General features: G+C 68.8%; 25 protein-coding genes and 1 pseudogene. 12 read left to right on the top strand and 14 right to left on the bottom strand.

The features are described 5' to 3' along the window. Nucleotides 1-129 precede the first annotated feature (129 nt). The 4 genes from VGE49_RS00915 to VGE49_RS00900 all read left to right on the top strand — a co-directional run bounded on the left by VGE49_RS00915 (nucleotide 130) and on the right by VGE49_RS00900 (nucleotide 4,649). Nucleotides 130-1,836, top strand: a complete 1,707-nt coding sequence (locus tag VGE49_RS00915) for an alkaline phosphatase family protein (protein WP_331032709.1) — start codon at nucleotides 130-132, stop codon at nucleotides 1,834-1,836. A 136-nt stretch (nucleotides 1,837-1,972) separates the two neighbouring features. Then, nucleotides 1,973-3,427, top strand: a complete 1,455-nt coding sequence (gene pyk, locus VGE49_RS00910) for a pyruvate kinase (RefSeq protein WP_331032708.1) — start codon at nucleotides 1,973-1,975, stop codon at nucleotides 3,425-3,427. A gap of 9 nt (nucleotides 3,428-3,436) precedes the next feature. Then, nucleotides 3,437-4,477, top strand: a complete 1,041-nt coding sequence (locus VGE49_RS00905; protein WP_331032707.1) for a DNA adenine methylase — start codon at nucleotides 3,437-3,439, stop codon at nucleotides 4,475-4,477. A 43-nt stretch (nucleotides 4,478-4,520) separates the two neighbouring features. Then, the gene (locus VGE49_RS00900; protein WP_331032706.1) at nucleotides 4,521-4,649 is read left to right on the top strand and encodes a hypothetical protein; all 129 of its coding nucleotides are present in this window, start codon (nucleotides 4,521-4,523) and stop codon (nucleotides 4,647-4,649) included. Here the strand turns inward: VGE49_RS00900 and VGE49_RS00895 are convergent. The 11 genes and pseudogenes from VGE49_RS00895 to rsgA all read right to left on the bottom strand — a co-directional run bounded on the left by VGE49_RS00895 (nucleotide 4,646) and on the right by rsgA (nucleotide 10,675). Continuing rightward, the gene (locus tag VGE49_RS00895) at nucleotides 4,646-5,296 is read right to left on the bottom strand and encodes a ribonuclease HII (RefSeq protein WP_414643580.1); all 651 of its coding nucleotides are present in this window, start codon (nucleotides 5,294-5,296) and stop codon (nucleotides 4,646-4,648) included. The genes VGE49_RS00900 and VGE49_RS00895 overlap by 4 nt on opposite strands. A gap of 376 nt (nucleotides 5,297-5,672) precedes the next feature. Beyond that, a complete protein-coding gene (locus tag VGE49_RS00890) occupies nucleotides 5,673-6,290 on the bottom strand; it encodes a DNA-3-methyladenine glycosylase I (protein ID WP_331032705.1) in 618 nt (205 codons plus the stop codon). Between the two features lie 86 nt (nucleotides 6,291-6,376). Next, nucleotides 6,377-6,457 (bottom strand): annotated as a pseudogene (locus VGE49_RS14195) (TraB/GumN family protein); the annotation flags it as partial. A 99-nt stretch (nucleotides 6,458-6,556) separates the two neighbouring features. After that, nucleotides 6,557-6,715: a hypothetical protein gene (locus VGE49_RS00885; RefSeq protein WP_331032704.1), complete on the bottom strand. Its 159-nt coding sequence runs from the start codon at nucleotides 6,713-6,715 to the stop codon at nucleotides 6,557-6,559. Between the two features lie 28 nt (nucleotides 6,716-6,743). Then, a complete protein-coding gene (locus VGE49_RS00880) occupies nucleotides 6,744-6,905 on the bottom strand; it encodes a hypothetical protein (protein ID WP_331032703.1) in 162 nt (53 codons plus the stop codon). Between the two features lie 62 nt (nucleotides 6,906-6,967). After that, on the bottom strand, nucleotides 6,968-7,168 hold the full coding sequence (locus tag VGE49_RS00875) for a helix-turn-helix transcriptional regulator (protein WP_331032702.1): 201 nt from the start codon (nucleotides 7,166-7,168) through the stop codon (nucleotides 6,968-6,970). Beyond that, nucleotides 7,165-7,617, bottom strand: a complete 453-nt coding sequence (locus VGE49_RS00870) for a hypothetical protein (RefSeq protein WP_331032701.1) — start codon at nucleotides 7,615-7,617, stop codon at nucleotides 7,165-7,167. The genes VGE49_RS00875 and VGE49_RS00870 overlap by 4 nt, the downstream gene beginning before the upstream one ends. 102 nt (nucleotides 7,618-7,719) lie before the next feature. Then, nucleotides 7,720-8,511: a CAF17-like 4Fe-4S cluster assembly/insertion protein YgfZ gene (ygfZ, locus tag VGE49_RS00865; RefSeq protein ID WP_331032700.1), complete on the bottom strand. Its 792-nt coding sequence runs from the start codon at nucleotides 8,509-8,511 to the stop codon at nucleotides 7,720-7,722. Between the two features lie 27 nt (nucleotides 8,512-8,538). Then, nucleotides 8,539-9,084, bottom strand: a complete 546-nt coding sequence (locus VGE49_RS00860; protein ID WP_331032699.1) for a hypothetical protein — start codon at nucleotides 9,082-9,084, stop codon at nucleotides 8,539-8,541. A gap of 74 nt (nucleotides 9,085-9,158) precedes the next feature. Further along, the gene (locus tag VGE49_RS00855) at nucleotides 9,159-9,485 is read right to left on the bottom strand and encodes a hypothetical protein (protein ID WP_331032698.1); all 327 of its coding nucleotides are present in this window, start codon (nucleotides 9,483-9,485) and stop codon (nucleotides 9,159-9,161) included. A gap of 116 nt (nucleotides 9,486-9,601) precedes the next feature. After that, entirely contained in the window at nucleotides 9,602-10,675 is a 1,074-nt protein-coding gene (gene rsgA / locus VGE49_RS00850) for a ribosome small subunit-dependent GTPase A (RefSeq protein ID WP_331032697.1), read from the bottom strand. A gap of 151 nt (nucleotides 10,676-10,826) precedes the next feature. Here rsgA and VGE49_RS00845 point away from each other — a divergent pair, with 151 nt between their 5' ends. The 3 genes from VGE49_RS00845 (at nucleotide 10,827) to VGE49_RS00835 (ending at nucleotide 13,918) form a co-directional block, all read left to right on the top strand. After that, the gene (locus tag VGE49_RS00845) at nucleotides 10,827-11,783 is read left to right on the top strand and encodes a glycosyltransferase family 9 protein (RefSeq protein WP_331032696.1); all 957 of its coding nucleotides are present in this window, start codon (nucleotides 10,827-10,829) and stop codon (nucleotides 11,781-11,783) included. 66 nt (nucleotides 11,784-11,849) lie between these two features. After that, complete coding sequence (locus VGE49_RS00840; protein WP_331032695.1) at nucleotides 11,850-13,187, top strand: dihydroorotase; 1,338 nt, start codon at nucleotides 11,850-11,852, stop codon at nucleotides 13,185-13,187. After that, complete coding sequence (locus tag VGE49_RS00835; RefSeq protein WP_331032694.1) at nucleotides 13,184-13,918, top strand: prephenate dehydrogenase; 735 nt, start codon at nucleotides 13,184-13,186, stop codon at nucleotides 13,916-13,918. Before VGE49_RS00840 ends, VGE49_RS00835 begins: the two co-directional genes overlap by 4 nt. Before the next feature lie 6 nt (nucleotides 13,919-13,924). Here the strand turns inward: VGE49_RS00835 and VGE49_RS00830 are convergent, their stop codons facing one another. From VGE49_RS00830 to VGE49_RS00820, 3 genes are read right to left on the bottom strand one after another with little or no spacing between them, the layout of a single operon-like run. Further along, nucleotides 13,925-14,848: an alpha/beta hydrolase gene (locus VGE49_RS00830; protein WP_331032693.1), complete on the bottom strand. Its 924-nt coding sequence runs from the start codon at nucleotides 14,846-14,848 to the stop codon at nucleotides 13,925-13,927. A 31-nt stretch (nucleotides 14,849-14,879) separates the two neighbouring features. Beyond that, nucleotides 14,880-15,554: an SdpI family protein gene (locus VGE49_RS00825; protein WP_331032692.1), complete on the bottom strand. Its 675-nt coding sequence runs from the start codon at nucleotides 15,552-15,554 to the stop codon at nucleotides 14,880-14,882. Beyond that, nucleotides 15,551-15,835, bottom strand: coding sequence for a metalloregulator ArsR/SmtB family transcription factor (locus VGE49_RS00820; protein WP_331032691.1), 285 nt, complete (start codon nucleotides 15,833-15,835; stop codon nucleotides 15,551-15,553). The genes VGE49_RS00825 and VGE49_RS00820 overlap by 4 nt, the downstream gene beginning before the upstream one ends. 24 nt (nucleotides 15,836-15,859) lie before the next feature. Between VGE49_RS00820 and VGE49_RS00815 the strand changes: the two genes are divergently transcribed. The 5 genes from VGE49_RS00815 to VGE49_RS00795 all read left to right on the top strand — a co-directional run bounded on the left by VGE49_RS00815 (nucleotide 15,860) and on the right by VGE49_RS00795 (nucleotide 20,721). Continuing rightward, a complete protein-coding gene (locus VGE49_RS00815) occupies nucleotides 15,860-15,985 on the top strand; it encodes an SDR family oxidoreductase (RefSeq protein WP_331032774.1) in 126 nt (41 codons plus the stop codon). A 33-nt stretch (nucleotides 15,986-16,018) separates the two neighbouring features. After that, nucleotides 16,019-16,768 carry an SDR family NAD(P)-dependent oxidoreductase gene (locus VGE49_RS00810; protein ID WP_331032690.1) on the top strand — a complete coding sequence of 250 codons (750 nt, stop codon included), beginning with the start codon at nucleotides 16,019-16,021 and terminating at the stop codon, nucleotides 16,766-16,768. A gap of 53 nt (nucleotides 16,769-16,821) precedes the next feature. After that, on the top strand, nucleotides 16,822-17,856 hold the full coding sequence (gene dusA, locus VGE49_RS00805) for a tRNA dihydrouridine(20/20a) synthase DusA (RefSeq protein WP_331032689.1): 1,035 nt from the start codon (nucleotides 16,822-16,824) through the stop codon (nucleotides 17,854-17,856). Between the two features lie 125 nt (nucleotides 17,857-17,981). Further along, complete coding sequence (locus tag VGE49_RS00800) at nucleotides 17,982-18,806, top strand: sulfite exporter TauE/SafE family protein (RefSeq protein ID WP_331032688.1); 825 nt, start codon at nucleotides 17,982-17,984, stop codon at nucleotides 18,804-18,806. A 127-nt stretch (nucleotides 18,807-18,933) separates the two neighbouring features. Beyond that, nucleotides 18,934-20,721, top strand: a complete 1,788-nt coding sequence (locus tag VGE49_RS00795) for a methyl-accepting chemotaxis protein (protein WP_331032687.1) — start codon at nucleotides 18,934-18,936, stop codon at nucleotides 20,719-20,721. Nucleotides 20,722-20,768: the final 47 nt, after the last annotated feature.

The following is a 20,768-nucleotide window of genomic DNA, read 5'->3' as shown; positions in this document are numbered from 1 at the left end:
TCATGCAAGGCGGATGTCACGGCCCGACGCTTCTGGAACCGGCTGAGCCGCTCATCTGAGCCGTTGTCTTGGCGCCGTTACGCTGGGGGGGTAGTCACCCTTCATCCTGTCGTGTTTCCGGTGTCCAAGATGATCCGCAGCCGTGTTCTGGCCTCCACCCTGACGTTCGCTCTTCTGTCGGGCGCGTCCCTGCCGGCTCTGGCGCAGCAGGCGGCCCAGCCCGCAGCGACGACGGCCCCGGTCGCCGCTTCGACCGCGCGTGCGGCGCCGCCGCTGGTAGTGACCATCGTGGTGGACCAGTTCAGCGCCAATCTGTTCAGCCAGTATCGCAGCCGGTTCACCGGCGGTCTGAAGACTCTGGCGGATCAGGGGCTGGTGCATGTCAACGGCTATCAGACGCACGGCCTGACCGAGACCTGCCCGGGCCACTCCACCATCCTGACCGGGATGCACCCGACCGAGACCGGCATCCTCGCCAACGACTGGGTCGATCCGGCCACGGGCAAGGAAGTCTATTGCCTGGCCGCGCCGCAGAACACGCTGGCGCACGGCAAGAACACCGACAACGGCCCGGTCGGCCCCGACCAGCTGATGGTTTCGACCCTGGCCGACTGGTTGAAGGAAAAGAACCCGCAGAGCCGGATCTTCGCCGTTTCGGGCAAGGATCGCGGCGCGATCAACCTGAACGGGCACAAGGGCGACGGGGCCTACTGGTTCACCGACGGCTTCGGCCTGACCACCTATGTCGAGCCGGGTCAGAGCGCCGAGGCGCGGCTGGCGCCGGTGGCGGCCTTCAACGCCCGCTTCCGCGCCATGAGCGAGGCGTCGAACCCGGCGCCCTACTGGACGGGGGCGTTCAGCGACTGCCAGGGGCTGGACGGCGACTGGACCATTCGCGGCCAGACCTTCCGCGCGGCCGTGCCGCCGGCCAACCCGGTGTTCGACACCTCGCCGGCCCTGGACGAAGCGACCCTGGTGGCGGCGGCGGACCTGCTGCAGTCGCAGCAACTGGGCCGGCGCGGGACCACGGACATGCTGGGCGTCAGCCTGTCGGCCACCGACCGCATCGGCCACAGCTTCGGCACCCAGGGGCCGGAAATGTGCGAGCAGATGCACCGCCTGGATGCAGCCCTCGGCCTGTTCCTGAACAAGCTGCCGGAAGGGACGCTGGTCGTGCTGACGGCGGACCACGGCGGATCGGACTTCGTCGAGCGCCTGCACGACCACGGCTATCCGCACGCGCATCGCGCCGATCTGGAGCGGGTGGCGCGGGTCAATCTGGCGCTGAAGGAACGTTTCAACCTGGAGGTCAATCCGCTGCAGCAGGGCGGCAGCGGCCTGATGGTGGCCGGGCGCGGCGGCGTGGCCCTGGCCGATCCGCTGCGGACCGAGGTCGCGAATGCGGCGGTCGAGATGCTGAAGACCAATCCCGAGATCGCCTTCGTCGCCACGCGCGACGCGGTGCTGACGGACCCGATCCCGGCCTCGGACAATCCCGACATGCTGACCCTGCGCGAGCGCGCGCGCCTCAGCGCCGTGGCGGGACGTTCGCCCGACATCCTGATCTTCTACGCCCAGAACGTGGTGCCGGGCGGCAGCGTCGGCCGCGCCATCAGCGGCCACGGCACGCCCTTCGACTATGACCGTCGCGTGCCGATCATCTTCTGGACCAAGGGGGCGGAAGGTTTGGGGCAGGAACGCTTCCTGCCGATCCGCACCCTCGACATCGCCCCGACCCTGGCCCACGTCATGGGCGTGACCGCCCCCAAGGTCGAAGGCCGATGCATCGACCTGCCCGGCTTCGCGACGGGGCGTTGCGAGACGGTGCAGCCGTAAGGTCGTGTTCCAAGGCTCATAAACTCGTGTTTCCGGCCGGAGGCGTGGTCTTACGCCCTCGGCGTTTCGTTGGCACAAGGGACCTCAAGGCCTCTGAGGGGAGGTCATGGCCGTGAGAGCCGCCTGAGGAAGCACCATGAACAGAGCCCGCCGCGCGCGCATCGTCGCGACCCTTGGACCCGCCAGCCGCGCCCCGGGCACGGTCAAGGCGCTGGCCCAGGCAGGCGTCGATGTCTTCCGCCTGAACTTCAGCCACGGCTCGCATGAGGATCACGCCGCCGCGCTGAAAGCCGTGCGCGGCGCCGAGATGGCGCTGAAGCGCCCGCTGGGCGTGCTGGCCGACCTGCAGGGTCCCAAGCTGCGGCTGGGCCGCTTCGCCGACGTCGAGATCGCCATCAAGCCGGGCCACAGGATGCGCTTCGACCTGAACCCTGCGCTCGGCGACGAGACGCGGGTGCAGATGCCGCACCCGGAAATCTTCAAGGCCCTGCGCACCGGCATGCTGCTGCTGATCGACGACGGGCGCATCCGCCTGCGGGTCGGCGAGCGCAGCGACAAATGGGCCGATGTGACGGTCGAAAGCGGCTCCAAACTGTCCGACCGCAAGGGCGTGGCCGTGCCTGAGGCCGTCATTCCTGTGTCGGCCCTCACGCCCAAGGACCGCGAGGATCTGGCCTTCGCCCTTCGTCTCGGCGTCGACTGGGTGGCGCTCAGCTTCGTGCAGAAGGCCGAGGACATGGCCGAGCTGAAGCGCATCGTGAACGGTCAGGCTGCCTGTCTGGCCAAGATCGAGAAGCCCCAGGCCCTGAACGATCTGGAGAGCATCCTCGACTACTGCGACGGGGTCATGGTCGCGCGCGGCGACCTGGGCGTCGAGATGGACCCGGAAGAAGTGCCGGTGGCGCAGAAGAAGATCCTGCGCGCTGCTCGCCAACGCGGCGTGCCCGCCATCGTCGCGACCCAGATGCTGGAGTCCATGACCAGTTCGCCGGCCCCGACGCGGGCCGAGGCGTCCGACGTGGCCAACGCCGTCTATGAGGGCGCCGACGCCCTGATGTTGTCGGCGGAAACGGCCTCGGGCGACTATCCGATGGAGTCGGTCCAGATCATGAACCGCATCATGGAGCGGGTGGAGCGCGACCCCCTGTGGCCCGGCCTGATGGACGCCGAGCACGCGGGCATGGACATCCACGACGTCGATGCTTTGGTGGCGGCGGCGAGGAAGGCGGCGGAGGCGGCCTCGACCGCCTGCATGGTGGTGTTCACGACCCTGGGCGGCACGGCGCGGCGGATGTCGCGCGAGCGCCCCTTGCAGCCGGTGCTGGCCCTGACGCCCAAGCCCGAGACGGCGCGCCGCCTGGCCCTGGTCTGGGGGCTGGAGCCGCGCCTGGGCGAGCAGCCGACCTCGCTGGAAGGCCTGACCGATGATGCGGTCGAGGCGGCCATGATCTATGGCCTGGCCGAAGCCGGTCAGCGCATCCTGATCCTGGCCGGAACGCCTTTCGGCGCGCCGGGGGCCGCGAATCTGTTGCGTCTGGCCCATGCTCCGGCCCATGTTCCGCAAGGGGCGAAGCGCGCCCGGAAGACCTGACGGGGCGGAATGATCAAGTACATCGGCTCAAAGCGCGCGCTTCTGGGCCATGTCACGGGTGCGGTGCGCGCCGCCCTGCCGGACGGCGGGACGGTGTGCGACCTGTTTTCCGGTTCGGCCCGCGTCGGTCACGCCCTGAAGGGACAGGGGTTTCGCGTCTGGTCGAACGACCACAACGCCTACGCCCACACCCTGGCCACGGCCTATGTCCAGGCCGACCGCGAACGCTGGGCGAGCCAGGCCGAGATGGTTCTGGCCGAGCTGCGGACGCTGACGCCCGAGGCCGGCTGGTTCACCAAGGCCTTCTGCGAGGACGCCCGCTTCTTCCACCCCGACAACGGCGCCCGCATCGACGCCATGCGCACCCGCATCGAGGCCATGGGGCTGGAGCCGGAGCTGAAGGCCGTGGTTCTGGTCGCCCTGATGGAGGCGGCGGACCGGGTGGATTCCACCGCCGGGCTGCAGATGGCCTATATGAAGCAGTGGGCGCCGCGCGCGCTGAAGCCGCTGGAGCTGCGACTGCCAGACCTGCTGCCGGGCGTGGCGGCGGGGCCGTGCAAGGCCACCCAGGACGACGCGGTCGAGATCGCCGATCAGGTCGCGGCCGATCTCGTCTATCTGGACCCGCCCTACAACCAGCACTCCTATCTGGCCAACTACCATTGCTGGGAAAGCCTGATCCTGTGGGACAAGCCCGAGACCTACGGCGTGGCCAACAAGCGGGTGGACGTGAAGACCCGCAAGAGCCCGTTCAACAGCCGCCCCGGCATCGGCCCGGCGCTGCAATCCGTGGTCGAGCGGCTTCAGGCGCCCAACCTGATCGTCAGCTTCAACGACGAGGGCTATCTGAGCCGTGACGACCTGACGGCCATGCTGTCGGCGCGCGGCCATGTCCAGGTGGTCGAGATACCGCGACCCCGCTACGTCGGCGCCCGCATCGGCATCCACAATCTGAAGGGCGAAAAGGTCGGGGCGGTCGGGCGTCTGCGCAACGTCGAGCATCTGTTCGTCGTGACCCAGAAACCACTGAGCCTGCCCGTCGCCGCCTGACGCGGAACATTCTTGCGGGGGTCGGGTTATCGGCAGCATGAGTATGCCTGCCCAACGTCCGCCGTCCCATCACCGGGCTTCAACCGGCCTTCCCAACTGGGCGATCATCCTCGCCGTCGCCGTGGTCGTATTGGTGATCGGGTTGCTGGTCGGCGGGGCTCTGGGGGTCTAGGCGGTCTCCAGCAAGGCCTTGATCGGGGCCCAGCTGCGGCGGTGCGCCGGGCAGGGGCCGAGGGTGTTCAGAGCGTTCTGATGGATGGGGGCGTTGTAGCCCTTGTGGCTGGCGAAGCCGTAGCCGGGATAGACGGCGTCCATTTCGATCATCAGGCGGTCGCGCGCCGTCTTGGCCAGGATCGAGGCCGCGGCGATCGACAGGGACAGGGCGTCGCCGCCGACCACGGGCGTCACCGCGCAGGGCAGCTTGAAGCGGTAGTTGCCGTCCACCAGGGCGTGAACCGGCGGATGGGCCAGGGCCTCGACCGCGCGGCGCATGGCCAGGCCCGTGGCGTGCAGGATGTTCAGTTCGTCGATCTCCTCGACCGAGGCGAAGCCGACGGCCCAGGCCAGGGCGCGGGCCTTGATCTCGGGTTCCAGCGCGGCGCGGCGCTTTTCCGTCAGGGCCTTGGAGTCGTCGATGCCCGGCGGCAGGTCGTCGGGGTTCAGGATCACCGCCGCCGCCGACACCGGCCCGGCCCAAGGCCCGCGCCCCGCCTCGTCCACGCCGCAGACATGGCCGTTCCACGTCGCGCTGGCCTCAAGCTCCAGCATCAGGGTGGGGAAGGGGCGGTCGATCTTGGCGGCGGCTTTGGGCGGCTTCATCGCGCGTCAGTGCCATGAACGGGCGCGGGGCGGAAGCCGGTCGAGGGTAGGCGGCGCTAAGCAGGCACGTTGAACGTCAGCTGGGGGTGGGACGCGGACTCTGCCCGATCAGCCCGATTTCGGTCGGTAGCGATCTACCTCGGTTTGGGAATGCGAACATTTCCCTATCTCATCTAGGTACACTCCGCCGCTGTCGTAACAGGCGTCAACCTTGTCGAAGAAGATCAACGTGGCTCCTAACCCAGCGACGACAACTCCGAGACCGATCCCTAAAATGATCTTGTGGCGCTTGTTCATAAGGGAAGAACTCGCCATCGAGTGAAGGAAGTCAATGTCCGCAACGGGGCGAAAGCGGACGGCAGCGTCACGCCGGAAATCAGACCTTGGCGGCCAGCCCTGATCCGCCCGCCCCGCCCACCTCCCCATGCCGGAAGCACGTCGTCTGGTGGTCGTTGACCATGCCGACGGCCTGCATGAAGGCGTAGGTGATGACCGGGCCGCAGAATTTGAAGCCGCGGGCCTTCAGGGCCTTGGCCATGGCGAGGCTTTCGGCGGTCTGGGTCGGGGCCTCGCGGAAATGGCTCCACTGGTTCACCAGCGGCTTTCCATCGACGAAAGACCAGAGCCAGGCGGAGAAGTCCTCGCCGTTGTCGCGCATGTTCAGCCAGAGGCGGGCGCCGTTGATGGCGGCCTCGATCTTGGCGCGCGAGCGGATGATGCGTGGGTCGGCCAGCAATCGGGCGCGGTCGGCGTCGTCGTAGCGGGCGATGATCTCGGGATCGAAGCCGTGGAAGGCCTCGCGCATCCCTTCGCGCTTTCTCAGGATGGTGATCCAGGCCAGTCCGGCCTGAAACCCGTCCAGCACCAGCTTCTCCCACAGGGCGCGGGGGTCGTATTCGGGCACGCCCCATTCGGTGTCGTGATAGGCGATGTAGAGCGGGTCGGTCGTGCCGCACCAGCCGCAGCGGCCTTCAGCCTTTTCGGATTCGGTCATGGGGCGATGTTGCGGGAATGTTCTGGTGGCGCAAGTGAAAAGGCCCGGCGTTGCGGCCGGGCCTCTCGTCGCATCGGGCGTGCCGCTTACAGGCGTTCGACCGTGTAGCCGCGCGCCTTCAGCATATCCACGACGCTGTCCTGATCGGCCAGGTGGGCGACGCCGACGGCGACAGCAGCGGCCGGCGCAGCGGCCTGTTCGGCGTGAGCGGCGCCGGGGAAGGCGGCGAGGGCGGCGGCGTCGGCCGGGAGGGCTGGGAGGTTGGATCAGAAGGTGTTGGAAACATTGCTGGCGATGACGGCGACGGGCTGGGCCCGGCCGAAGGTGGGGACGGCCTCGATGGCCGTGGTGATCAGCAGGGCGCCGCAGAGGCCGAGGGCGAAGCCCGAGAAGCGGTCGACGATCGAGGAATAGAGATTGAACATGGGTCTGGTCCTGAAATGAGCTGAGGGCTTAGCGAGCGGTGACGGCGGCGGGGGCGTTGAACCAGGCGGCGGCCTGGCCGGGGCTGGGGAGGGTCATGACGGCGAGGCTGATCAGCAGGGCTCCGCAGACGCCCAGGGCGAGGTCGGAGACGTGTCTGGCCGCTTGGCCCATGCGGTTGGCGCAGGTCATTGGTTAATCCTTTGAATGTCGGTGTGTTTTTGGTAGCTGGCGGGCACTAGGGCTCGCCGGGATCACTGCACGAAGATGGCTTCGATCGGTCGGCCGAAGAGGCGGGCGATGCGGAAGGCCAGGGGCAGGGAGGGGTCGTAGCGGCCCTTTTCCAGCGCCTGAACGGTTTGACGGGAGACGTCGAGCCGTTCGGCGAGGTCGGCCTGGGTCCAGTTGCGCTCGGCGCGGCAGACCTTGAGGCGGTTGACGAAATCGCTGGTCATCGGCGGGCCGTCCACCAGGCGCACCAGGCGATGCCGTAGCCGATGGCCTGGGCGGCGAAGGCGGCGACGACGCCGAGGGCGATCAGGGCGGTGTCGGTGTGCGGCACGCGGGCCGGCAGCAGGTCGGCTCCGTTCAGGGCCGCGATGACGACGGCGGCGCCGCCGGCGATGAAGCCCAGATTGCCGCCCCACCACCAGGCCCACTTGTGGGCTTCCTTCGCGGCTTCATCGAGGGCGCGCCACCAGTAGAGGGTGTGCAGGGCCAGGAAGACGGCCAGACCGGCGGCCAGGACGACCACGCCGATCGACGGGGCCTGACCCCAGACGGCGGGCCAGAAGGGGGTGGCGGCGGTGGCGCTGACGCCGACCACGGTGAGGGCGCACAGGCCGACCGTCAGATCGTCCATCTTCTTCTTGTTGGCGGCGGCGGTCTTGGTTGCGGTGTTCATGACAAGCTCCCATGTCGTTGTGACAAGTGAACTTTACCAACGTCGCGTTTTGCGTCAAGCAACTTTTACATCATGACAAGCAGATTTTCCGTCTTTCCGAAATTAGCCTTGAAAATCAGGAATCCAGCCGGGCTTTTGGACGCGCACGGGACGGCCATCGACGCTCAATTCGCCCTCCAGGCGGTCCAGACGCATCAGGGCGATGGCGCGGCCGTCGTCTCCGGTCATGACCTCGCCGGCGCGAAGCTCGCCGTTCAGCACCTCGGCCCCGCGTTCGGGCGCGGGCCCGTCGAAGGCGATGGCCATCATGCGGTTCTTGATCGAGCCGCGCCGCTTCATCCGAGAGGTGGTCTCCTGACCGATGAAGCAGCCCTTGTGGAAGTCGATGCCGTTCAGCAGGTCGAAGTCCGCCTCGATCGGATAGGTCTTGTCGGTCAGGGCATCCGCCGTCGGGTCCGGCACGCCCAGGGCCAGGCGGTGCGCCTGCCAGTCGGCCTCGGTCGCGTCGATCTCGCACTGATCGCCCCAGCGGCGACCGCCGAGGTCCGGCAGGCGGGGGTCGGGGACGAAGCCCTCTGGCGTCTGGTTCCAGGCGACGAAGACCGCGTCGGGGATGGGCATGACCTCGACGTCGGAGCGCAGGCGATACATCGACAGACGCTGGACCAGGGCGTCGCGCCGCTCGGCGGCGACGTCCAGCACCACGCCGTTCTCCTCGCCCCACAGGAAGAGGTCGAACAGCAGCCGCCCCGGCGGAGACAGCAGGGCGCCGAAGCGCAGTGCGCCGGGCGTCAGGGTCTCCACGTCCTGGGTCAGCAGATTGTGCAGGAAGGTTCGGGCGTCAGGGCCGGTGACGCGGATCAGGGCGCGGCTGTCGAGGCGGGCGATGGACATAAGGCCAAGATAGGGAGGGGCGGGCGGCTACACCACCGCATACCGCGCCGTGACGCCGTCGGGCTGAAAGTCATGCTCGGCCAGCCTGTCCAGCGAAGCGATCACGCGGGCGACGAAGTCTTCGGGATCGCCCTCCTCGACGGCGGGGCGCAGCCAGTCGGTGACGACGGCGCGGGCCGGATAGGTCCCGACCGGGCCGGGCACGCTGAGGGCCACCTCGACCCCCTCGGCGATCCAGCCGGCGACCGCAGCGAAGAAGTCCATCCCCGCCAGGAAGTCGGAGCGGCGCACGACATAGAGGGTGATCTCGCCGCGCTCGACGCCGTCGGGGCGGATGATGACGCCGCTGCGATCGGGCCGCCAGTCGTCCGACAGCTCGACCGCCCGCCACAGGCAGAACCAGACGCGGCAGGTCTGGGGCCGGATTTCATGCACCGAACAGCCCGCCCCGTCGACGCAATAGCCGCACAGCTCGCCCGTCGGCTTGGCCAGTTCGGGCAGGTTCAGCGGGATCACGCGGCAGCACTCGACGCAGCCGCCGCAGGTCCGATCAGGAAGGAGAGGAAGGCTCATGGGCGGGGTCTAGCGCAAGGCGAGCGGAAATGCGCGGGCCGCTCGCCTTGCGTTAATCGAGCGCGAACGTCCGGTCAGGCGGGGTCGGCGTCGGTGACGCTGTCCTGGAATTCGTCAGCCGGGACGAAGGCGGCGCCCTCATGGTCCAGCACCCACATGCCGATGAAGGCGGGGTGTTCGGGGTCGAGGTCCTCGTCGATCAGGTCGCCGTCGTAGAGGCCGATATTGCTGTAGTCGAAGTCGAGAAGCAGTTGACCGGCCATGCCGACCATTTCTTCGGCCATGCGGCGCGAGTAGCCCAAGGCTTCGCTGACATCGACGAACTCGTCGGAAAGCGTGTTGACCTCGGCCGCCTCGCTGCCTTCGGTCGCGCTGGTGGTGACGATGGTATAGGCGGGCATGGGCGTCTCTCTTGGAATTGGATCTTCCCACTAACCCGTTTGCCGACGGGCGCCGCCTAGATTCTGCAAAACTGAACCGTTCGTGACCATGAGCATGGCGACGCCCCGTTGCAGGATCAGTCGCGCAGGCCCCGGTCGTTCCTCTTGGTGGCGCGGTAATGTTTCTGTAGGCCCGCGAGGCGGCGGCGTTCGACGTCCCTGGCGGCGCGTTCCGCCTTTTCTTCGGCCGCCGCCAGTTCCAGCTTCAGCTTCTGGAAGTGGGCCCAGCGTTCGGGGGCGAGGGCCCCGCTTTCAAGCGCCGCGCGCACGGCGCAACCGGGCTCGTTGGCGTGACTGCAATCGTTGAAGCGGCAGTCCTGGGGCAGGCGCTCGATGTCGTCAAACACCGCATCGACGCCCTCTTCGGCGTCGATCAAACCGACTTCGCGAACGCCGGGCGTGTCGATTATCATTCCGCCGCCGGGCAGGAGGATCAATTGGCGATGGCTGGTGGTGTGGCGCCCCTGGTCGTCGGCCTCGCGAATGGCCTGGGTCGCCATCCGGTCCTCGTTCAGGAAGGCGTTGACCAGGCTGGACTTGCCCACGCCGGACGAGCCGATGAGCACGCAGGTCTCGCCGGGCTTGACCTGGGCGAGCAGGGCGTCGAGGCCGAGATCTTGTCGGGCCGAGACCATGAGCACCGGACAGTCGGTCGCCAGGGCTGCGATCTCGGCGACCTGAGCCTGCGGATCATCGCAGAGGTCAGACTTGGTCAGCACCACAACGGGCCGGGCGCCGCTCTGCCAAGCGGCGGCGAGATAGCGCTGGATACGGCGCGGATTGAGGTCGGCGTTCATCGAGGTGACGACAAAGGCGACATCGATATTGGCGGCGATGATCTGCAGCCCGCGCGAGCTGTGCGCCGCCCGGCGGACAAAGGCCGTGCTTCGCGGCAGGATGGCCTGGATGACGCCGGTGCGTTCCTGCGGGGTCAGCGACACGGCCACCCAGTCGCCGACGGCCGGGTGGCCGATTTCCTTGGCCTCATGCAGCAGGCGGCCGGAGGCCTTGGCCCGCACCTCACCCTGATCCGTGACGACCAGATAGCCGTCCCGTTGCTGCAAAACGACGCGCCCGGGCGTGTGGCCGGCGCGCGCGTGCGGCGCAAAAGCCTGCGTCAGCAGGTCAGACCATCCGTATTGCTCGATCAACTCAGACGCATCCCTATCGCGGACAAGCTGCCGCTGACTCGCGTGTGTAACCCTCTATGAGGCCGCTGGCCCGCTGCGACCAGAATCCTCGTGACAGCCTCTCATCGCATCTACGCTGAATTCCGTAGAGAATCCCTCTAGGGTCAGCGTTATGCATGGGCGGTTCCCGATCCTCTATATCGCCGAGGCGGACGCCGAAGAGGCGGTCCTCTCGTCGGGGGCGCTCGCCCATCTGGTCGAGGCCATCCCGCAGGCCACCTTCACCGTCGTCGGATCGCCGGCCAGCGCGCCCCTGTTCGCGGACACGCCTCGGCTGGAGCGGCTGATCGTTCTGGACCGTGACGGGCGCTGGGACTGGATCGCCCTGTGGAACCAGGTGCGCGAGACCAACTGGGGCCTGGTGGTCGACATGCGCGGCTCGACCCTGTCGGGCAAGCTGCGGCGCCAGAAACGGGCGGTGAAGGGCAAGGTCCTGCCCGACGTCCATCTGGTCGAGCAGGCGGCGCGGGTGCTGCAACTGGACGAAATTCCGGCGCCGAAACTGTTTGTCGGGCGCGATGCGCAGGAAGCCGCAGACGCTCTGATCCCGCCGGGTGACGGCCCGATCCTGGCTGTCGGGCCGGGCGTGGACTGGATCGGCAAGCGTTGGCCCGCCGACCGCTACGCCAAGGTGGCCCTGTCCCTGCTGGGCGAGGACGGGCCTCTGGCGGGCGGGCGGCTGATGATCGTCGGCGAGGAGGCGGACCGCGACGCGGCCCACTCCATCCGTTTCGCCGTCAAGCGCGAGCGGGTGATCGAACTGCAGGGGCGGCTGACGCGGCTGCAGACGGTGGCGGCCCTGTCGCGGGCCGACTTCTATATCGGCGGGGACTCGCTGTGGACCCAGCTGGCGGTGGCGGCGGGCGTGCCGGCGGTCGGGGTGTTCGGCCCTTCGGACGAGACCCTGCGCCGTCCCTGGACGGGGGTGGCGGTGCGCGGCCCGCGCAGCCTGCAGGAGTTCATCGACCTGGACCCGCGTCTGAACCAGCACATCCAGCACATGATGGACCTGCCCTATGAGCGGGTGCTGAAGGCGTCGAAGAAGCTGCTGGCGCAACTGGCCGACTAGGCCTTCGGGGGTTGTCCCCTGGGCCGTCGGACGCGCATAAGCGCCTCGACCTCAGGAGATGCGCCGATGACCCAGACCTATGACCTGATCGTGCGGGGCGGCGAAGTCGCCAACCACGCCGGACGCGGCAAGGCGGACGTCGGCGTCATCGACGGGCGCATCGCCTTCATCGGCGACCTGAGCCAGGCCTCGGCGGGCGAGGTGTTCGACGCCACCGGCCTGACGGTCCTGCCCGGCGTCATCGACACCCAGGTCCATTTCCGCGAGCCGGGTCTGGAATGGAAGGAAGATCTGGAGACCGGCAGCCGCGCGGCGGCTTTGGGCGGCGTCGTCGCCGTGTTCGAGATGCCGAACACCAACCCCAACACCACCGACCCCGACACCATGGCCGACAAGCTGGTCCGGGCCAATAACCGGATGTGGACCGACCACGCCTTCTACGTCGGCGGCACGCATGAGAACGCCGAGCATCTGGCCGATCTGGAACGGTTGCCGGGCTGCTGCGGGGTCAAGGTCTTCATGGGCGCCTCGACCGGCGACCTGCTGATCGCCGACGACGAGGGGGTGAGGAAGGTCCTGTCGAACGTGCGCCGCCGCGCCACCTTCCACTCCGAGGACGAATACCGACTGGTCGAGCGCCGCGGCCTGGCCCGCACCGGCGACTGGACCAGCCACCCCGAGGTCCGCGACGCCGAAAGCGCCATCATGTCCACCCGCCGTCTGGTCGGACTGGCCAAGGAGACCGGCGCCCGCATCCACGTCCTGCACGTGACGACCAAGGACGAGATGGAGTTCCTGCGCTTCCACAAGGATGTCGCCACCGTCGAGATCACGCCGCAGCACCTGACCCTGGTGGCGCCCGAGGCCTATGAGCGGCTCGGCGCCTATGCCCAGATGAACCCGCCGATCCGGTCGCAGGAGCATGTCGACGCCCTGTGGCTGTGGGGGATGCAGCAGGGCGTCGCCGACGTCTTGGGATCGGACCACGCGCCGCACACCAGGGAAGAAAAGTCCAAGCCCTATCCGGCCTCGCCGTCGGGCATGCCGGGGGTGCAGACCCTGGTGCCGCTGATGCTGACCCATGTCGCTGAGGGCCGTCTGTCGCTGGAACGCTTCATCGACCTGACCTCGGGCGGGGCGCAGCGGGTGTTCGGCACGGCCAACAAGGGGCGGATGGCCGTCAGCTATGACGCCGACCTGACCATCGTGGACCTGAAGGCGAAGAAGACGATCACCCACGACCAGCAGGCCAGCCGCTGCGGCTGGACCCCGTTCGACGGCTTCGAGACGACGGGCTGGCCGGTGGCCACCATCGTGCGCGGCCGCGTGGTGATGAAGGACGGCGAACTGATCGGCCAGGCCCACGGCCAGCCGGTGCGGTTCCAGGAAACCCTGGCGGGGTGAGCGGCGCCAAGCCTACGCTCGGACTGATCGGCTTCGGCGCCTTCGGGCGGCTGACGGCCAAGCATCTGTCGCCCTGGTTCGACATCCTCGCCCATGATCCGGCGGCGAGCGACGGCGAGGGGCTGGCGCGGCTGACGACGCTGGAGGAGGCCGCCGCCTGTCCGACGGTGGTGCTGGCCGTGCCGGTCGGGGTGCTGGCGGAGACGGTCGCGGCGATAGCGCCGCATGTGTCGCCCGGCGCCCTGATCCTCGACGTGGGGTCGGTGAAGGTGAAGCCGGCTAAGGTCATGCTGCAGGGGCTGCCCGAGGGTGTCCAGATCGTCGGAACCCACCCCCTGTTCGGACCCCAGAGCGGCAAGGACGGCATCGCGGGCTTGCGCATCGCCGTCTGTCCGGTGCGCGGCGATAAGGCCGCGTGGCGCGTGGCGGCGTTTTGCAGGAAGGCGCTGGGCCTCAAGGTCTTCGTCGTCACGCCTGAGGATCATGACCGCGAGGCGGCCACGGTCCAGGGCCTGACCCACCTGATCGCCAAGGTGCTGCTGGCCATGGAGCCGCTGCCGACCCGCATGACCACGGCCAGCTTCGAGCGCGTCATGCAGGGCGTCGACATGGTCCGCCACGACAGCGCGGCGGTGTTCCGCGCCATCGAACACGACAACCCTTATGCGGCCGAGGTGCGGCGGCGGTTCTTTGATCTGGCCGAACAGGCGCGGGCGGAACTGGACGGGTAGGGCGCCTCAGCGCGACTGCAGCACGAAGTCCGCCACCGCCTCGACCACGCCGGGGGCCAGCGGCAGGGTCGGGTCCATGTAGGTGGCGGCGTTGGCGGCGCGGTCGGCGGGCGCGGTCTTCAGCACGTGGTTGACGCCGTCCCAGAGGACGAGCGTGGCGCGGGGCTGGGCGGCCTTGATCGCCTCGGCGTCGGCGACGCCGACCTGAAGATCGGTGGTTCCCTGACCGACGAAGATCGGGCCGTCGTAGGCGGCGGCCAGCTTGGCCGGGTCCAGCGCCAGCCACGAGATGAGGTAGGGCTGGACCGAGGGACGGAACAGGGCGGCCAGTTCGGCGGGCGGGTTCGCCACCGTGCGGCCAGCCTCCAGTTCGGTCAGGGCGGCGTCGGCCTGGGTCTTGAGCGGCTCGGGCAGGGCCGCCAGTTGTTCGCGCAGCACCGCGCCCGCCGGCCGCCCGGCGCCGGACAGCAGGATCAGGCCGCAGATCTTGTCGTCGCCGTTCGCCACGGCGGCCAAGGCGACCAGAGCGCCCTCGCTGTGGCCGATCAGCCAGGCGCAGGGGCGGCCGGTCTTCGCCGCCGCCTCGGCGGCCCAGGCGCGGGCGTCGTCGACATAGGCGTTGAAACGCAGGTTAGCCTCGGCGGGACCGGCGGCGGCGCTTTCGCCGACGCCGCGCTTGTCGATGCGGATGGTGGCGATCCCGCGCTCGGCCAGACCCTCGGCCAGCAGGCGATAGGGCGCGGCGCGGAGGCCGAACTGGGCGCTGTCGCCGTCGCGGTCGGTCGGGCCGGAGCCGGGCAGGACGACGGCGGCGGCCCGCGTCGGACCCTCCGGCGTCAGCAGGGTTCCGTGCAGGGGCGCAGGGCTGGAGGCCAGTTCGACAGGCGTCGCGACCGGCGAGAGCAGCAGGGCGGCGGCGAGGGTCAGCATGCTTGTCTCCGTCTTGAGGTTCGGGGTGAAATCAGAAGGGCTGCCGGTCGGGATCGGCGCGCCAGACACGCCAGCTCTCGAACACCGACCAGGCGGCGGCGATCAGGACGCCGACGATCAGGCTGATCAGTCCCGCGGGCTGGGGGATGAAGGGGCTGGCGATCAAGCCGACCGCCCCCAGCCAGAACATCAGTCGGCCGGCCAGGCGGTTGGAACGATCCCACGCCAGCCGCGACTTGTAGGCCCAGGGCGTCTTGACCCCGATGAAGGGGTTGGGGGTGACGCGGCCCAGAACCGCGCCCGTGATCAGCAGGATGAAGGCGGTAAAGGCCATGGCGACGCCCGGATGGCTCGCTCCGGAAGCGGCGGCGGGGCCGAGGCTGGCCCAGGCGATGAAGGCGGCCACCGCGCCGATGATGCCGATCGACAGCCATTGTCCGCGCCGAAGCCCCTTGCGTCGGACCGGGTCCACGACGGACTCGGCCTGGCGTCCGGTCATCCAGGCCGCCAGCACATTGAGCAGGGCCAGACCGGCCAGGGTGGCCGCGACTTCATATCGACTGCCGTAACGGTCGGCCTGCCCGGCGGCGTTGAAATGCACCGGAATCGGCGTCTCGGGGCCGTAGATCGCGATCCATGCCGCCCCGGTCAGGATCAGAAGCGAGACGATGGCTGCGGCCGTGTCGGCTGCGGTGAAAGGTTTCATAGGGGCTCCTCCTCGTCCATTTTGCCCGTTCTGCTCAGGTCCATCAGGAAGGCCAGGGCCTCCTCCACCGCCGAGATCTCCAGCCGATAGCGGATCGACTGGCCGTCGCGCTCGGTGCTGACCAGTTCGGCCTCCTTCAGCGCGTTGAGGTGTCCGGTGACGGTCGGCCAGCTCATGTCGAAGGCGGCGGCGATCTCGCCCGAGGACAGCGGACCAGCCCGCAGCATGGCGATGATGCGACGGCGCACCGGATGGGACAGGGCCTTGAACAGGTTGTTCATGAGGGAGAAGGCTAATTAGGAAGTATCCTAAATGCAACCCGCGTTCGTCCGCAGGAGTTCGCCGACGCGGTCCTGTTCTTCGCCTCGCCGTGGAGCCGGGCGGTGACGGGTCAGAATCTGGTGGTCGACGGCGGCCTGGTCAGGGACTAAGCCTGCCGCGAAATCCCTGACAGCGGAGCGGACATGAGCGGCACGATTCTGATCACCGGCGCGACGGCGGGCATCGGCCAGGCGGCGGCGCGCCGCTTTGTCAGCGCCGGCTGGAAGGTCGTCGCCACCGGCCGCCGTCAGGACCGTCTGGACGCCCTGGTCGCCGAACTGGGCGCGGACAAGGTCCATGCCGCCGCCTTCGACATGCGCGACGAGGCCGCTATCGACGCGGCGCTGGCGGCCTTGCCCGAAGGCTTCGGCGACATCGACGTGTTGCTGAACAACGCCGGTCTGGCGCTGGGCACGGCGGCGGCCCAGGACGCCGATCTGGATCAGTGGCGCCAGATGATCGACACCAACATCACCGGACTTGTGACCATCACGCGCCGCCTGCTGCCCCTCCTGATCGAACGCAAGGGGGCGATCCTGAACATCAGTTCGGTGGCCGCGACCTATCCCTACAAGGGCGGCAACGCCTATAGCGGGACCAAGGCCTTCGTGCGCCAGTTCTCGCTGGGGCTGCGCGCCGACTTGCACGGGACGGGGGTGCGCGTCACCTCGATCGAGCCTGGCATGACCGAGACCGAGTTCACCCTGGTCCGCACCGGCGGGGATCAGGCGGCCTCCGACGCTCTCTATGGCGGCGCGAAACCGATGACCGGCGAGGACATCGCCGAGACCCTGTTCTGGGTCGCAAGCCTGCCGCCGCACCTGAACATCAACGCCCTGGAGCTGATGCCGGTCAGCCAGTCCTTCGCCGGCTTCCAGGTGGCGCGGGGCTGACCCCGGGCCAGGCCGGTCGCCATTCCGGCCCATTGTCATTATAGGGGCGGGCCATGAGCCAACACCCGCCGCACAGACTGTCCGTCGCCCCGATGATGGACTGGACCGACCGCAACTGCCGGGCGTTTCACCGTGCGCTGAGCAGCCGGGCGCTGCTCTATACCGAGATGGTCACGGCCCCCGCGGTGATCCACGGCGACCGCGAGCGGCTGCTGGGCTTCGATCCGGTCGAGCATCCGGTGGCGCTGCAGCTGGGCGGGTCGGACCCGGCGCAACTGGCCGAGGCGGCGCGGATCGGCGAATCTTACGGCTATGACGAGATCAACCTGAACGTCGGCTGTCCCTCGGACCGGGTGCAGTCAGGCAGGTTCGGCGCCTGTCTGATGCGCGAGCCGGAGCTGGTGGCCGACTGCATGGCGGCGATCAAGGAGGCGGTCAGCGTCCCGGCCACCGTCAAATGCCGCATCGGCGTCGATGATCAGGACCCGCAGGAAAGCCTGTTCGCCACGGTGGACGCCTCGGCCGCCGTCGGTATCACCAGCTTCATCGTCCACGCGCGCAAGGCCTGGCTGAAGGGCCTGTCGCCCAAGGAAAACCGCGACGTGCCGCCGCTGGACTATGCTCTGGTGCGGCGCCTGAAGCGCGAGCGGCCGCATCTGACCATCTGCATCAACGGCGGCGTCGCGGACCTGGATCAGGCCGAGGCGCATCTGGACGACGCTGACGGGGTGCAACTGGACGGGGTCATGCTGGGCCGCGCCGCCTATCACGAGCCGGCCCTGCTGGGGCAGGTGGACCGGCGGCTGTTCGGGATGGATGTCGAGGACGTCGATCCCTTCGCCGCCATCGAACGCTATAGGCCCTACATGGCCGGACGGTTGGCCGAGGGGGCGCATCTGGCGAGCATGGCGCGGCACATGCTGGGTCTGATGCACGGGCGGGCCGGGGCGCGGGCCTTCCGTCGCATCCTGACCGTCGAGGGCGTCAAGGCCGGAGCCGGGCTGGAGGTCGTGGACCGCGCGGTCGAGGCCGTGCGCGAGGCCGAGGCGCGGCAGGCGCGGCTGGGCGAGAGCGAAGAAGCCGCCTGATCCTTCCATCCGTCATCCCGGCCTTGAGCCGGGACCGCCCAAGGCGGCGTCGTTTCTGCGGTCCCGGATAGCGGCTGCGCCGCTTCCGGGATGACGAAGGGCCGGGCGAGGGCTATGCCCAAGCCATGAGCGCCTTGCCCCTGTCCGAACTCCTGATGATGTTCGCCGCCCTGATCGCGGCGGGCGCGGTGGCGGGGGTGATCGGCGGCCTGTTCGGGGTCGGGGGCGGGACTGTGCTGGTGCCCGCGCTGTTTTACGCCTTTTCGGTGCTGGGCGTGGGGGGCGAGAGCAATCTGCACGTCGCCATCGGCACCTCTCTGCTGACCATCGTCGCCACCTCGCTGCGGTCGCTGGCGACGCACCGGACGCACGGGGCGGTGGACGAACAGGTGCTGAAGACCTGGACGCCCTGGGTGGCGTTCGGCGGTCTGGTCGGGGCGGCGATCGCGGGCTTCACCTCGATGGAGGGGCTGGCGATCGTCTATGGCGTCTGCCTGCTGCTGATCGCCATGCAGATGGGGCTGTTGCCGGAACATGTGACCCTGAGGAAGGACCTGCCGACGGGCTGGGGGCGGCGCGGCGTGGGGACGGGCATCGGCCTGCTGTCGGCCATGATGGGGGTGGGCGGCGGCAGCTTCGGCGGCATGACCATGACCCTGTGCGGGCGGCCCATCCATCAGGCGGTGGCCACGGCGAGCGGCTTTGGACTGGCCATCGGGGCGACGGCGGCCCTGGGCTTCGCCGCCTTCGGCTGGGACGCGCCGGGCCGGCCGCCCCTGTCGCTGGGTTATGTCAACGTGCCGGCGGCGGTGATCATGGGGCTGCTGACCGCCCTGACTGCGCCTTATGGCGCGCGTTTGGCGCACCGGCTGGACCGCAAGGTGCTGCGCCGGGCCTTCGCGGTCTATCTGCTGCTGACGGCCCTGTCAGTGGTGCTGAAGGCGCTCTAGCGGCGACTAAGTAAATTACCGCTGTCGGACGATAAGGCTTTGGCGAACAGCGAATGGGTAGGAAGCAGCTTCACTCCCCCCGTGAGCGTAGAAAATGCTGCAGAACCTGTCCGTTCCCAAGAAGCTGATGCTGTCTTTCGCAGCCGTGATCGCGGCCTGCGGGATGGCGACCCTGGTGGTGTTGTGGTGTGTCGCCGGTCTTCAGCGCGCCGACGCGGCCGACGCCGCTTCCCGAGAGATCTTCAAGGCTTCCGATCTGGTTCTGGCTTCGGCGGTGGAACAACAGAACGCCATGCGCGCCTTCGTCGCCACGCGCGATGAGGACTTCATTGCGAAGTATGAAGAGCCCGGTCGCCAGTTCACGGCCCGTCTGGCCGATCTTGCCGCCAGCGACGGGGCCGGCGCCTACCAGGCCGAGCAGACGGCGCTGAACGCCGCTGGCGTGGAGTTCCACAAGAGCGCCGACGCCCTGATCGCCCTGGCCCGCGATCCCGCCACCCAGGCGCAAGCTGTCGCGGCCATGGAGAACGCCGCCCGCCTGTCGGACATCCGGGCCGCCGTCGCCGCCATCCAGGAGAAGGAGGGCGTGGTCGCCGCCGCCCGCGCCAAGGCCAAGCAATCCGCCTATGCTCAGGCATACGTCAGCTTCGCCATCGGCGGGGTGCTGGCCCTGGCCATCGCCATGGGCGCCGCCCTGTGGCTGATCGGCGCCCTGAGTCGACCGATCGAGGCCATGACCCGCGCCATGAGCCGTCTGGCGGGCGGCGATCTGAACGTGACCATTCCCGCCGTGGGCCGTCGCGACGAGATCGGCCACATGGCTGACGCCGTCCTGACCTTCAAGCAGAACGCCGAGGAGAAGGTGCGCCTGGAAGCCGAGGCCTCGCTGCAACGCGCCGCCGCCGAACAGGCCCGCGTCGCCCAGGCCGAACGAGACGCCGAGGCCGCCCGCCAGCAGGCCCAGGTAGTGGACGGCATCGCCGCCGGTCTGGACCGTCTGTCGAACGGCCAACTGGCCTATCGCCTGAACACCGCCTTCGCGCCCGAGTACGAAAAGCTGCGCGCCGACTTCAACGCGGCGATGGCCAAGCTGCAGAGCACGATGAGCGTCATCGTCGACCGCTCCAGCGCCATCGGCGCCAGCGCCCATGAGATCAGCCAGGCCTCCAACGATCTGTCGCGCCGGACCGAACAGCAGGCGGCCGCCCTGGAAGAGACCGCCGCCGCGCTGGAGCAGATCACCGCCACCGTGGCGCGCTCGGCCGAGAACGCTGTCGAGGCCGGAGGCGTCGTCGAGGCCGCTCGCAGCGAGGCGAGTAACGGTCAGGCCGTCGTCGGCCGCGCCGTCAACGCCATGGGCGAGATCGAGCGCTCGTCGAACGAGATCGGCAACATCATCGGGGTGATCGACGAGATCGCCTTCCAGACCAACCTGCTGGCCCTGAACGCCGGCGTCGAGGCGGCCCGTGCCGGCGACGCCGGTCGCGGTTTCGCCGTCGTGGCGTCGGAAGTGCGGGCTCTGGCCCAGCGCTCGGCCGAGGCGGCCAAGGAGATCAAGACGCTGATCTCGGCCTCCAGCCGTCAGGTCGGCGAGGGCGTGCAACTGGTCGGCGACACCGGCGAGGCGCTGAAGCGGATCGGCGGTCAGATCGAGCGCGTCACCGCCATCACCGGCGAGATCGTCGCCTCGTCGCAGGAACAGTCCAGCGGGCTACAACAGGTCAACACCGCCGTGGCCCAGATGGACCAGGTCACGCAACAAAATGCTGCGATGGTCGAGGAAGCCACGGCCGCCAGCCACTCGCTGGCGCAGGACGCACGTGAGCTGGACCGGATGATGGGGCAGTTCTCGCTGGAAGATGCGGCGATGGACGCGCGCGGTCAGCAGCGGATGCTGGAACGCGCCGTGGCGTAACAAGAACAGCTTTCCTCCCCATGAATGGGGGTGGGGGACCGCGTAGC

Origin of the sequence: Brevundimonas sp. (assembly GCF_036405315.1) — a bacterium.
Lineage (GTDB): Bacteria > Pseudomonadota > Alphaproteobacteria > Caulobacterales > Caulobacteraceae > Brevundimonas.
This window is presented reverse-complemented; position numbering and strand designations above follow the sequence as displayed.